This window comes from Gimesia aquarii (genome assembly GCF_007748175.1).
In the GTDB taxonomy this organism is placed as follows: domain Bacteria; phylum Planctomycetota; class Planctomycetia; order Planctomycetales; family Planctomycetaceae; genus Gimesia; species Gimesia aquarii_A.
Genome location: NZ_CP037422.1, coordinates 4086351 through 4100620 on the forward strand (window position 1 = coordinate 4086351; position 14270 = coordinate 4100620).

The 14270-nt window shown below is 46.4% G+C and carries 7 protein-coding genes; 2 read left to right on the forward strand and 5 right to left on the reverse strand.

Going from position 1 to position 14270, the window contains the following annotated elements:
- Positions 1 to 18: 18 nt before the first annotated feature.
- The 4 genes from V202x_RS15625 to V202x_RS15640 all read right to left on the reverse strand — a co-directional run bounded on the left by V202x_RS15625 (position 19) and on the right by V202x_RS15640 (position 7743).
- Positions 19 to 3009 (reverse strand): FG-GAP-like repeat-containing protein, encoded by a 2991-nt coding sequence (locus V202x_RS15625; RefSeq protein ID WP_197992909.1) that lies wholly within the window; start codon positions 3007 to 3009, stop codon positions 19 to 21.
- A 1-nt stretch (position 3010) separates the two neighbouring features.
- Positions 3011 to 6034, reverse strand: a complete 3024-nt coding sequence (locus V202x_RS15630) for an FG-GAP-like repeat-containing protein (RefSeq protein WP_197992910.1) — start codon at positions 6032 to 6034, stop codon at positions 3011 to 3013.
- A 10-nt stretch (positions 6035 to 6044) separates the two neighbouring features.
- Complete coding sequence (locus V202x_RS15635) at positions 6045 to 6530, reverse strand: carboxypeptidase-like regulatory domain-containing protein (RefSeq protein WP_145176758.1); 486 nt, start codon at positions 6528 to 6530, stop codon at positions 6045 to 6047.
- Between the two features lie 118 nt (positions 6531 to 6648).
- Entirely contained in the window at positions 6649 to 7743 is a 1095-nt protein-coding gene (locus tag V202x_RS15640; protein WP_145176761.1) for a DUF1559 domain-containing protein, read from the reverse strand.
- 646 nt (positions 7744 to 8389) lie between these two features.
- Here V202x_RS15640 and V202x_RS15645 point away from each other — a divergent pair.
- Positions 8390 to 10102 (forward strand): hypothetical protein, encoded by a 1713-nt coding sequence (locus V202x_RS15645; protein WP_145176764.1) that lies wholly within the window; start codon positions 8390 to 8392, stop codon positions 10100 to 10102.
- A 20-nt stretch (positions 10103 to 10122) separates the two neighbouring features.
- Here the strand turns inward: V202x_RS15645 and V202x_RS15650 are convergent, their stop codons facing one another.
- Complete coding sequence (locus V202x_RS15650) at positions 10123 to 11931, reverse strand: arylsulfatase (RefSeq protein ID WP_145176767.1); 1809 nt, start codon at positions 11929 to 11931, stop codon at positions 10123 to 10125.
- 424 nt (positions 11932 to 12355) lie between these two features.
- Between V202x_RS15650 and V202x_RS15655 the strand changes: the two genes are divergently transcribed.
- A complete protein-coding gene (locus tag V202x_RS15655) occupies positions 12356 to 14239 on the forward strand; it encodes a Xaa-Pro dipeptidyl-peptidase (RefSeq protein ID WP_145176770.1) in 1884 nt (627 codons plus the stop codon).
- The last annotated feature ends 31 nt before the right edge of the window (positions 14240 to 14270 follow it).

A 14270-nucleotide genomic window follows, 5' to 3' on the forward strand; every position in this document is an offset into this window, starting at 1 on the left:
TCGTATTATTGAAGTTTTTTAATCTAAAGCAATCGACGGAATTGACTGGTCTGAGACACTTGAAAAGAGTTTTCCTCCTTCTGCAAGCCAGAGCTCTTGAGAAACCGAGACCTTTTTAAATTTCTGCACTTTGCCTGAAGGCCAGCGGACAATCAATTCGTCAATTTGTCTGGCATTGCCCAGACCGACAATGAGACGACGCTCATTACTGGCTTGGTAGCCGTCTCCTGCGGTAAGCTGACGTGTAATCGTTTTATTATCAATTCGAACTTGAACCGTTGTCCCAATGGCATCTCGATTCGATTCCACTCCGAATAATCGAAGTGAAAGATAATTACCTGCAGGAACACTCGTATTTGTCAAAAGTGCGGAGCCACCTTCAAGATGACCGACAATGAGATCGTTGCGACCATCCCGATTCCAATCTATTCTAGCAACAGATCGTCCCAATCGTTTTTCCTGAAAATACGAACCCAAAACGGTACCATCAACTTTTGAAAATCGCTGTCCATTCCATTGAAACAGTAGTGGTAGCATTTTGTAGGGTCGCCCCTGCTGGCGCAAGTCATCAACGTGACCATTTGACACGAATAATTCGAGACGTCCGTCAAGATCCAGATCTAGAAACTGTGTTCCAAACCCGAGAACATTCAATGTGGGAGAATGAAGGTCCATCATGCGCGTACGATCTTCATAATACCCTATTGATGAATTTACATAGAACGTATTTGATTCACTAAGGAAGTTCGTTATGTGAACGTCCAATTGCCCATCATCGTTGAGATCACCGAGGCTAATTCCCATACACCCCTCGGCCTTTCCATCCTCATTGAGAGCAAGACCGGCCGCGATTCCCCGCTCTTGCAAACGGGGCTGATGATCACTACCGGATTCATTCACGAAAAAAAAGTTTGGTACAGTATCATTGGCGACAAGGAGACTTAATTGTCCCGATCCGTATGCGTCCCACACAGCTACGCCAAGTCCTTTTCCACTCGGTTCAACGGACAGAAAGCCCTTTGTCATATCAGTAAAGTGGCCGTTTCCATCATTGAGCCATAAGCGATCAATCTCTCCCTGAAAGTGAAAGGGTAAGCACGCGCGTGGTGAACCGTCAGGGTGTTGACAAATACGTTCAAACACATCGTCCGCGGTTAAATAGTTAACTGCATAGATGTCTGTCAATCCGTCTGCGTTCAGATCAGCCAGCACGCAACTCGTAGTCCATTGACTGCCGCCCACTCCCGCTTCTACAGTGGTGTCAGAAAACGTGCCATCGCCATTGTTCGTCCACAAATAATTGGCTCCAATGTTTGCGACGTAGAGATCGGGAAATCCATCCGAATTAACGTCTCCAACGGAGACTCCCTGTCCAAAGCCACTTTCGTGAATGCCCACATCGGTAGTCACATCTTCAAACCTTATTGCTTCACAATTTCTAAAAAGACAATCGGAATCACGATTGGCATGCTCGTCGGGTGGCCAGGGTCTCCCTTGTGTGAAGTAGATATCGGGATAACCATCCATATCAAAGTCGAGCACACCGATACCGCCGCCCGTAAACTCGAACATCCTCCGAGAAGGACGTCCCTCGGTTCCATTAAAATACTGAAAGTGCAGACCACTTGCTTCGGCATCGTCTCGAAAAGACATCATCGATGACTTGTTTAAACGAACTTTGTCTGATGATAAAGGGATCTCTCGAAAACGAGGAAGAGAATACATCGAGTAGTCCACAGACTGTGCGACATTCGCAGTGTTGACAGTCAAGCTCAATGGAATCCCCTTGATTTTTGCTCGCAATTCTTCCAGATAACGTTGTGCATTTTGATGCTCTGGATCAACACGAACTCCCAGTTGACACCAGGCATATGCTTCCCAGATGCGTCCAGTCAATTCGTAACTTTTTGCTAGTTCCAATGCCGGTTCGATGCTCGCATTATCGCTCGTTGAAAAAAATCGATCCTGAACGACATTCAGTTCTTGTAGACGGACTGTGTGTTTTGCAAATTTTTTAGCAGTTTGTGTCTCTCCAATTTCGTCAAGAAGATTGGCAAGACGAAAATTGGGGAGTTTTAACTCCGGAGCGCGAAAGGCCGCTTCCCAATAACAACGAATCGCCGCTTCTTTCAAACCCTCTTTTTCAGCGATTTGTGCTCGAACAAGCCAAGTCTCTGCATCTTCATATGCTGCGGGTGGAATTTGTTTTTCCCAGACAATCAGTTCGTTATACCGTCCTGCAATCAGCAATTGACGCCCCAGCGCAACATGGGCGGCTATGAGATCAGGTTGTCGTTCTATCGCATCTCGTAATAATTGGATGGCACGTTCGGTGTATTCTTTCTCTGCGGCATGCCAGGCAAGACCCAGCAAGGGATTTGCATCTTCAGGAACTGCTGCGCGTGCCCGTTCGAGCGCTTCCAGGTCATTAATGACTCCCGATTCTCGAGCAAGAAGTAATAACAAATCTGTTTCTATACCTTGACGAATCAGATTCAAAACATGGGGAATTGCCTCACGTCGACGTCCGCATAACCCAAGAAGTCTCGCAAGATGGGAATTAGCTTGAATATTTTCTGAATCGAGAGCAAGAACTATGCGGTAAGATCGTTCTGCATCAGAAAAACGAGAAAGCTGATAATGCTGTAATTCAGACGTGAATAACGCTGAACGAACCAGAATCTCTGTGTTCGATGTTTGTAATTGCTTCAGATAATCCAGGGCATCTTGGAACTTGCCCTGTGATGCGGCACACTCAGCCGCAAGGAATGCTGCCTCATCAAAACTCGGATTGATTTTTAAAACTTCAGCGGCATTTCTTTCTGCCTGTTGTTCTCTTCCCATGGAGTGATCACGTTGAGCCTGATACATCAATCGTTCTACTCGCGCGGCTGATCTCCCCAATTGGTACCATGCCCCCCCCATGACGACCAGCAAAGCAATGCCCAATACAGCAATCCACCGCTTCGCTCGGGATTGTGGAGCTGAATCGTTGTCTCTGACGGACATTTTAGTACTCCAATAACGCATTAGAATTTAGCGCATTCTTCTGGTATTCTAATATCACTTCTGCTCCGGGAATTTCGAGATCCGAGTTACGCCAGAGTGTAAAATTTGCTCCTTCCTCTACAACTTTAAGAGTGACATTGACTGGCAGGTTTTTCATTATAGATTCCCCTCCCGATGGCCAGGAGATTTGCAATTCTTTTACAAACTCAGCCTTTCCCAATCCGAATTGAAGCATCCGCTGGTTACTCGACAAATAGCCATCTCCGGCGACTAATTGCTTCTTCCATCGTCGATTCTCCACGACGACCTCAACGCTGGAACCAATGGCATCGCGGGCCGATTTCGTCGCAATCAACTGTATACTGATGAAATTACCACTTCCAGCAGTTCGGTTGGTCATGAGTGAAGCTGGTTCCCCGATTTGGGAAACGACAAAATCCATCAATCCATCTCGATTCCAGTCAAGTCGTGCCAAACCGCGTCCCAATATCTTTTTTTCGAACCATGGTCCAACATCATCTGCAAAAAGTTCGGTAAATTGACCGCTGCCCCTGTTTTTGAAAAACTGGGACCGCATTTGATATTCTCCTCCCCTATCGCGATAGTCATCAACATGACCATTCACCACAACAAGGTCTACTGCACCATCGAGATCCGCATCCAGAAACTGCGTTCCCCAACCGACAAACGGCCAACTCGGACCGGCAAGGCCTGCTTTCTTGGTTGCATCAAAAAAGAGCCCCTCGGTGTCCTGTAAGTAGAGTGTGTTCGATTCATCTTTGAAGTTCGTAACAAAGAAATCGATCCGCCCGTCACCGTCCACGTCGTCCGCAGCGATCCCCATACAGGCCATTGCAAGTCCATCTTCGTTGTGAGAGATTCCATCGATAAATCCTCGATTTTCCATTCGGATTCCGGAGGCGTCGTCTGTACCTGAAGCCTGGAGCAGAAAATTGGGAGTTTGATCGTTGGCCACAAAGAGGCTTGGCCGTTCGCGATCATGCAGATTTGACGCCACAACCCCCAGACCTTTTGCACCGGAAACAGGAGTCATATCCGGGATGAACTTAAACGTTCCATCTCCCTGATTCAGATGCAGTCGATCGGGCGTCCCAACGAATACAGAGGGTGAACAGGCCAATCCCTCACAAATAGCAGTATAGACATTCTGTCCCATGAGGTAGTTGACATCAAACACATCCGGAAGTCCATCCGCGTTCAAGTCAACAACAACACAACTCGCCGTCCACTGCTCTCCCGTTAGACCACACTTATCTGTAACATCCTCGAAAGTGCCGTCTCCATTGTTATGGTAAAGTCGATTGCGACCAATGTTGGCGATATAGAGATCAGGAAATCCGTCGTTATCGAAGTCGGCTACAGTCGGACCCTGGCCGTAGCCCTGATTCCCAAGCCCTGATTGAACCGTAATCTCTTCAAATGAATCACCCACGTTTCGGAACAATCGGTCGGTGTAAATTCTGGATGGGGAAGGCTCCCTTTTACCAGATTTCCATTCTGCCCCTTGGGTAAAGTATAAGTCGGGCCATTCGTCTCCGTCGAAGTCTACAACGGCTACCCCTCCCCCATTTGACTCAAAGACACGTACGCCCCTGGTCGATGGATCGGGGCCATTGAAGTAGGTAAAATCGATACCGTTACTTGATAATGAAAACTGGATCAATGCATCGACAGGAGCTTCAGTCTCGCCAGCCGAGAGATGGAGATTGATTTGCGGTAATTGAAACTCTGGATAAGATGATAGATCATTTTTTTTTGCCAGATTTTGTGCGTCTTGAACCAGCGGCAGGTCCCGATTCAACAGAGGCGCACATCGCGTTAAATTTTCTTGCGGCCAATCGGCGGTGGAAAACAGGTCTCGTGCCACGACTCCCCAGGCACATGCTTCCCAAATTCGCCCCATTTTCTCCAATAATTCCAGGGTTCGTTGAAATGCTGCTTCGTTGAGGCCATTACTTCGTAATACATCATCAACCTGTTGAGTCAGTTCAACCATCTCTATCGCACGCTCGCGAAAAACTGCTGTCGAATTGTCGTCAAGTGATGCTAATACCTGACTGAGTTGAACTGTGGCGCGCCGATGTCTTGGATCGCGGCGAATACATTGCCAGAAGCAATGCGCGGCCATTTGACGTTTATCATGACGGCGCGCCCAAAGACCTCGAACGTACCAGATATCGGGATGTGCCTCTGCGACTTCAGGTAGTCCCTGGTGCCAATGAGTAAATTGTTCCTCTTTTTCATCGAGCAGTAATTCACCCAACATCGCCTGTGCGGATATCAACTTGGGCGTTTCCTCAACAATTTGACTCAGACTTTCCTTTGCCTTTGCAGGATCACCATCCCAAAACCGGTGTGCAGCCAGTCCGAATCGCACGTAGGAATCTTTTTTTGATTTCAGCAAGCAAGACTCAAGGAACGGCTTATGTTCAACATGTCGGTCAAGATCGGCGAAAATTGCCAACTCGTTTATCGTGGCCGATCCACTACGGACTAAAAAGAAAAAATGGGGCAACGCTTCCCAGCGCGCTCCCGTGGTGCTTAACAAAAATGCGAGACGCTCATGCGTGGCAACATTGTCTGGATTTGCTTGCAGTACCTGTTGATAGAACTGAATTGCATTCGTCAATTGTCCAAGTTCACGGTAGACTTCGGCAGAAGAGAATCTGGCGAGCTTGGTGTGTTTATTCTCTCCTTCAAAATCAATCACCAATTGAAAGTATTTCAGTGCGTCACTAAATCGCTGACTACGCATAGCTGCTTCCCCAGCCAGTAGTAGCGATTCTGATCGCTCGGGAGCATTAACAGATACCTCTGTGGCCAAAGAAATGGCACGTTCAAAGTCTTTTTCAGAAAGAGCCGTTCTAGCCTTTTGCAATAACACAACAGAATCAGCAGAGTTCGGCTCACAGCCAGAGACCAGACAGAGGAATATGATAAATAAAACCAGATACCTTAAAACAGGCAACTTGATCTTCGTGTTCTCGTATTCTCCAGACTGCAATCGATATCCCCTACTTAATTTCAAGATCGAACTTGTTGTCTCCACCGGCTTCAACCATTACCGACAACGGTGTGGTATCCACTTTCGCATATTTTGCCGGAATTGCATTCTCAGTCTTCTTCGTTGCCCGCGCATCGTGGCCGCTGTTTGAATCATAATTCTTTGTCGGATCGGCACCATGTGCGGCATCGGATCCACTGGTTTCAGTTGCATTTCCTACATATTTGTTGACGAGCACAGAATATCTGCCAGCGGCCGCACCATCGCCTGGAGAATAAGTCATCAATTCATACAAGCCTGTGGCGTTTGTTCGTCCATAGGCAACAGGTTGTTTTTCTTTTGAGACAAAAGTGACGTTTGCCCCAGCTACGGGAGCCCCCGATAAACTGACAGTCCCGGACACTTTATAGACAGGCTTTCTGTCCTCTCCAGTCCTACCGGTACACCCGCATAAGAAGATACAAATAGATGTGATAAATAAAGCCCGTACGCTCATTGCAGGAATTCCTTAGAAGTTGTTACCTGGAAAAACATGTGATACGTGTCTTTTACGGAGGGCAGCAAGCTTGCTACCCTCCGATTTTCAAGTCGATGACTTTCTAGCTCTAATAAGCTTAGAAATCGCCTACCGGTTCACCACCTGAGACAGAACCTAATGCTCCCCAGATACCAAAGGGACTCCTGGCAGAGCCTGATGGAGATGTTGAGGCAGGATTTCCAGCGTCAATGTTTTCGCTGATGAACCGGACAGCTCCGTCCCCCATCAGGACTTGGGCGCCTCCTGCATGCTGACTGGTCGGATCCTGGACGCCATCCTGTTGATCGCCTGGTTGAGAGCAACTCGGCTTGTTAGGCCCCAGAATGGTGCTCATACCAGTAAAACTCATTGCTCCATCCATCCAGCGCAAACCGCCCCAACGGGCCGAACTCCCGGCGTATTGATCAGTAGTGTTGTTGTAATTATTGAGGCAAACAGAAGCATCAACACGGTATTGAGCTTGAGTAATATTCGTGGCAATCGCACCAGTCAGGATCGAATTTCCACCTGGCTTGGCTTTGATACGTTCCCCCATGGCAATCGTATTACTTAAACCATCGGTAACGTCACGAATTCTTCTTACGCCGGAGTTCCCAGATCCACCAACGAAAAACCCTCTCAGGCCTCGACCACCGTTTCCGTTCCACGCGGGATTGGTGTCCCAGGCAGTATCACCTCGAGAGAACATATAATTGGATCCACGGCGCGGAAGCTGTTCGGTCGAATCTCCATCCGACGGACACAACAACATAGGGATGGATGTTCTGACTGCTTTATGATTGTTATCCCAGGGAACAAAATCGAATCCATTATAATTCGTAGTTCCATCGACCGCGGCGGCGGTACCTCCTGCTGCAATCAAGTTGAAGAGCGGCGCCTGATCAATAAAGGGAAGCAAACCCACAAATCCGCTCTGCCGCCGTCCGCCTGGTCCACCATTAGAACCAGATGCCATAGGCATGCAACCATGCACTTCATGATAGCCGTGAACCGCAATTCCCAACTGCTTCAATTTGTTTTTACACTCTGTCCGCCGCGCAGCTTCACGTGCTTGCTGGACAGCAGGAAGTAGCAGTGCGATGAGAATTGCAATAATCGCAATAACGACCAGTAATTCAATTAATGTAAAACCAAATGTAAAACTTCCTTTTCGTTTGTGTCTCTGTTTCATGTTAATCCCTCCACAGTAAAAGAATAATGAGAAAAGTCCGCAACGAATTAAAAAGTGATGTACCGAATGGCTTATCAACTTCTAGAAACTTCAATGAATATTTTGTGTAAACCGATAATGAACCACAGATGTAACTTCTAAGTTTGTAGGTAGAACTGAGTATGAACCTTCAAACCTATCAGCATATTTATGTGTAAATAATTTCTATATGTAATTAATACATCAGTTCATTAATATACTAACGATTAATTACTGCTTTTATATCGATATGTGGTATAATGTCAATTCAATTCTGTACAAAAATAAAATTCACATATTGATTTTATTTCAACGATATTTGAAACTTTAAATTTAGAGTAACTCACTTTATTTAGTATTAATAAGTAACTAAATATTATATAGTTACATCGAATACCACTTCGTCCAGCTACCAGATTATTCGAATGAACTATAACCATTAACTGCATGATGTAAGGTGGCAGATACAACAGGCTTGGAGAATCAATAGATTCAGAAACCCTGAATGATCAGTATTGTTACTACACAAAATATGAACAAATTTTCTAAAGTTTTTAAACACAAAATTAACCGTATGAACAGTACATTTCAGGTAACACCATAGTGATCACAGGGAGTCACTCGTTGTATGACTAAAGCCGTCCGAAGAGTAATTCAATCGCGGCAAGTCGTTGGAATACTCGTCGTTGTCATCTATGGAACACTGGCGCTATGGTCGACATGGCCATTAGCACGTTTCTCGACAACAAGCTTACTGACCGGAGCATCAAACTCGTTAACAGTTCCCATGTTTAACCTTTGGTCCATCTGGTGGAATACAGAGGGGTTTCTTCAAGGGTTAAATAGCTATTGGAATGCTCCAATCTTTCATCCGACCCAAAATACTTTTGCATTTTCAGAGCCGCAAACAGTAACGATGATTATGGCTCCTATCATCTGGCTCACACATTCTCGCGTGCTCGCCTATAACATTTATCTTTGGCTTGCGTTACTGCTTAACGGTCTGTTCACATTCCTGCTGCTGAGAAAACTCAGCGTGAATCGTTCCATTGCAATCTGGGGTGGAGCCGCCATGCTGCTTTTGCCAATCGTGCACTGGCAGCTTGACGTTGTGCAGTTGACTCCCCTGTGGGGTATTTTGTGGACCTGGATTGTGTTATTGAAGATTTCCAGACATCCCTCTTTGCTTCGTGGCGCCGAACTTGGAATGGCATTCGGACTCACATTTCTAACATGTAGCCATCAGGGGTTATTCCTGTCATTGCTCCTCGTCGGAGCGTTCTGGACATTGTGGAAACGATTGCTGAATCCAAGCCTGTGGACTGCTTGTGCTGTAGGCATTGGTGTCGCCATATTATTAATAGGCCCTGTTGTTTTCCACTTGCAAAAGGCGGCTAATCAAAACCATTTCCAACGTTCCTCACAGACAGTTTTACAACTCTCTGCACTTCCGGGAGATTATACTGCATCCACTGGAAGGCATTTAATCAATTTCGGAATTCTGGCAGCAAGAGACCAATGGCAACTCTCACCCGGATGGTTCAAGGTTGGGCTGGCGACGACAGGAATTATCTTCGGGTTGATGCGGTGTCGCTGGAGGTGGTGGACCATGTTTATGCTCATGACCATGCTACTAGCCTTTTTACTGTCCTTGGGACCGAATCTTAATATCTATGGATGGTACCCCTGGTGGACACTCACAGAATACTGCCCTGGTTTTTCTCAGGTACGAAATGTCTTTCGATTTGCATTTTTTGTGCAAATGACGATTGTGTTGTTAGCCGCTCAGGGGCTTTATGGCGCTTTTCTGATGAGTCGAAAATCCAGTTCGAAAAAACTACATGATTATATGGCAAAACCAGCGTTTCTCATTCTTGGCCTGATTGCACTGTTCGAAGTCTGTCCGGCTTCGCCTGTGCTCGGAAAAACTCCCCACATCGAAAGGCACGCCGGTTGGATTGCATATATTCGAAACAATACTTCTCCCAATCATGCGATTGCCTGTATCCCTTTTGCACAGGGAATTAAAGTCAAAGACTTTGAGACGACGACGCGATGGATGTACTTTGGCACGTTCCACGGGGTTCCACTTGTTAACGGCTATTCAGGCTTCTTCCCGGATGAGTATTTTGAAATCAGAGATGCCTTGAACGTCGAGTCTCCATCAGAAGCAATTTTACAACAGCTTGCCGATACAAAAGTAGAATTTCTAGTCGTAATGCGTTCGGAGGAAAGAGAAAACGCGTTTATTGATTCCAAGTTCAATTCTGTATTATTGGAGCATGTTTTTTCTGACCCGATCGGCGTAGACATCTTTCGATTACGAAAAATTGAAAAATAAAGTACTCGATATCCAGAGGTTTATTGAATTCGCTTGAGTATCAGCAAACGGAAATCCATGACCTGACTACCTGGAATGTCCAGGGCACGTAAGGTCAACTGACCTGTGCCCTTCGGCAACATGATCTTCCCCAGTTTTAAAGGTTTAAAATCCTTGACGAAAGATTCCGAGCGTTTAGCGCGGTCTTGTGCTTCGCCTTCTAACGGCGGGTCGTGTGCTTTGATAACCTTGCCCTGTACTTTTTTACCATTGAAACTCAACTCAACAGTAGAACCTAAATCAGCCTGCGGACATGTATAATACAGTATCGCTTCATAGGTCCCTCCCTCGACGACTTCCGCATACCAGGTGATGCTATCGTTAGTATTGGTCCAATTAAAAAAGAAAGAGCAGTTGGGGTGCCGCGAAGAGCGTTTGATTTTACCATGAGAGATCGCGTCCCGAGCCGGTAATTGCGTAGTGACACAGTTTCCATACCCGATTAAAAACGGACGATCAACATCAGGATATCCATGGGGCCAAACTGAAGCTTTCCAGTCAGCGGTTGCTTTTTTTAGCTTTGCAGTCACCAGAGGTTTTTGTTTCGAAATGTCTTTTCTTTGGCCGGGATCTTTGATCATGTCAAAGAGTTGGCCTTTATCGGACAAACGATATTGATCGGTGCGCACACTCACACGTTGACGTAAACTGGAAAAAATCATTCGATCCGGCCAGGATTTCCTCGAATTCATCATCAGTGGCTTGAGACTGACTCCATCAATGGGTTTCGGTTCAGGCCGGGAGATACCAGCTAAGTCTGTCAGCGTGGGCAAGAGATCAATCGCTCCCGCGATCTGGGTGACCAAATGCCCGGCAGGCAAATGCCCCGGCCATCGAATAACAAAAGGTGATCGAACCCCGCCCTCATCCAGAGAACCTTTCTTTCCTTTCATATCCCCATTCCAACGCACCCCATTCGGCCCATTGTCGGAAAAATAAACCACGATGGTATTGTCTGCAATTCCTAGACTTTTTAGTTTTTTAAGCACTCGCCCCACATTCCAGTCAATGTTCTCGCACATTGCCAGCGCTGCGCGAAGGTGATCCGGTTGTTCTTTATGAGGTTCGCGGTTGTGCATCTTGAGTTGTTTATCAGCAAAACGATTCCAGAAACGGTCAGGTACCTGCATAGGTGAATGAGGCGTGCAGTAAGGGATATAAGTAAAAAAAGGTTTACCGCTCTGAACCTGTTTTTCAATGAAGGCCATGGCTTTGTCTGTCAAGTCATCAGTAATGTAACCATTCCCTTTCACAAAGGTCCCATTATGATCCAGCATCGGACTAAAATAGTGCCCCCAATGCCCTGACGTAAACCCATAGTATTCATCAAATCCTTTCGCATTGGGATGGTTAGGGTATTGTGTTCCGTTGTGCCATTTTCCAAAAGCTCCAGTGGCATAACCTGCTGTCTTGAAAACCTGGGCAATCGTGTATTCATCCGCATTGAATCGTTCTTGCCCCCTGGAAACGCCAGTTGTTCCTGTACGTGCATGGTAGCGCCCCGTTAAAAATGCAGCACGCGTCGGAGCACAGACTGCTCCCACATAGAAACGATCAAACCTCACACCATCTCTAGCCAGCGCATCAATATTCGGCGTATGCAGATTTGTATTGCCATTAATGCTCAGATCCCCCCATCCCTGATCATCAGCCAGGATGACAACAATGTTGGGGTGTTGCAAAGATTCCGCGGTCGATGAAATTTGCACTGGAGAATGATTTTTTTCGTCTGCGGAGACAATACCCGTTATAGTGCAAACCAACAAACCCGCTGTTATTAAATGATTCATGTAGACTCTCTTGATTGGATTGATTAAAGACCAGGTTGAGTGTTTCTTCACAACCTCAAACTTTTCGTCGTTAGAGGAATTCTCAATGCTCCCCAAAAGTTGATTTTTACAATGATATCCAATCGCGTCAGTCGATTCACGTTTCTTTCCAATTTAAAATGTATCGTTCTGGTTTTTCTTATCTGATTAATTGATAAACATCTCTTTCAAATTATTCTCAGACAGTCAGTTCGATATCATTCGGCAAGACGTCCATAAATCGTTGCCGAAGCTGAGGTTCATCTAAAAAAGTTTTCGAAACTGAGACTGGCAAAGAGTGATCTTCTGTACGTAGAATGGAATTGTTAAACCTGAATATCACCGTAGAATTCCAAAGAATACAAACTGGTTTCTGAAATTCCGAAGCTTTTTGGGAAGACCTTGCATGCTATCAAATCATAAAATCAATCACTGGTCTAATCGGTTGAACTGCGTATTGGCCACCATCTCCCTACTGCTGATTTTCAGTCACCAGGCAAGTGCAGATGAAAAAAAAGCGAGTCCCCAATTTAAAGATGGAGAAGCGCAAATAGTCAAGGCGTTTGCAGACGCCGACTATTGGATTCGACACGATTTGTGGGTCGAAACAGAATTCGACTCTGATGGTGATGGCAAGCTGGACCGGATGCACGTCAGTGTTACGCGACCTCGACAAACTGAAAGTGAAGGTTTGAAACTTCCTGCAGTCTATATTTCTAGTCCATACTTCGCTGGAACAGGTTCAAAGGGCAGACAATATTTTTGGGATACAAAACAGGAACTCGGAGCAGTACCAAAGAAACGAGAGCGTGTCCCCTCAGTCGTACGCAAGGGCATGCGGCCGATCATATCTAAGTCGCATATGAAAGACTGGGTACCACGTGGATACGTCGTCGTTCACTCGTCGTCTCCCGGCACAGGACTGTCACAGGGATGTCCCACGATTGGTGGTGATAATGAATCACTCGCCCCCAAAGCAGTGATTGACTGGTTGTGTGGTCGAGCGAAAGGCTTCACAACCATCGATGGCTCCGATTTAGTCACCGCCAAGTGGTGTACGGGTAAAGTCGGAATGACAGGAACATCGTTCAACGGTACTCTGGCTCTGGCGGCAGCCACAACTGGTGTTGAAGGGTTAGAAGCCATCATCCCCGTCGCCCCAAATACATCATACTATCACTATTATCGATCAAACGGCCTGATTCGCCATCCGTATGGTTACCTGGGAGAAGACATCGATTATCTCTATGACTTCGTCCACAGTGGTGACAAAAATCGCCGAGAACACTGCAACTGCGAAATACGTGACAAAGAACTCTTAAAACAATTCGATCGAGTGAGCGGTGACTATAATCGTTTCTGGGCTGGACGTGATTACCTGAACGACATTAAGCCTGTCAAAGCAGCAGTGCTGATGTCGCATGCATTCAATGACTGGAATGTGATGCCGGAACACAGCGTTCGCATCTTCAAAGCACTACAAGCAAACGGTGTCCCAACTCAAGCATACTTCCATCAAGGTGGGCATGGTGGTCCTCCTCCAATGAAGCAGATGAACCGCTGGTTCACTCGCTATCTGCATAGAGTCAAAAACGGTGTCGAGAAGGATCCCAAAGCATGGATTGTACGTGCAGGTGCCAAACGTGATCAACCTACGTCTTATGCTGACTACCCGAATCCAAAAGCGAAGCCTGTCAAGCTCTTTCCCGGCGCTGGTGCCCCTGAACAGGGAACCCTCACGATCAATACTCAACCAGCCCAGGGTACAGAAAAACTGGTCGATAACTTCTCTTTTAACGGTACTGCTTTAGCTCAGGCAGAATGGACAGAACACCGCCTGATCTATGTTTCACCGAAGCTCGCAAAGCCAATTCACATTTCCGGGACTCCACGAATTTCGATTAGGCTCGCCTGTAACAAACCTGCCGCGAACCTTTCAGTGTGGCTGGTTTCACTTCCCTGGACTGAAGGCAGAAACTCAAAGATCACCGACAACATCATCACTCGTGGCTGGGCTGATCCACAGAATCATCATTCGTTGACAGAAAGTGAACCGCTGAAACCAGGTCAATTCTATGACTTATCATTCGACCTGCAACCCGACGATCAGATCATTCCAAAGGGACAACAATTAGGCTTGATGATCTTCTCAAGCGATCGTGACTTCACCTTACGCCCCACCCCCGGAACAGAACTGACTGTGGACCTCGATAAGACATCAATGATGCTACCTATCGTAGGAGGCACGAGTGCACTGAAAGAATCTCTTGCACCCGGCAAAAAGAAATGAATTAACTTGACGGAGTACGAGTGAGCAAAGA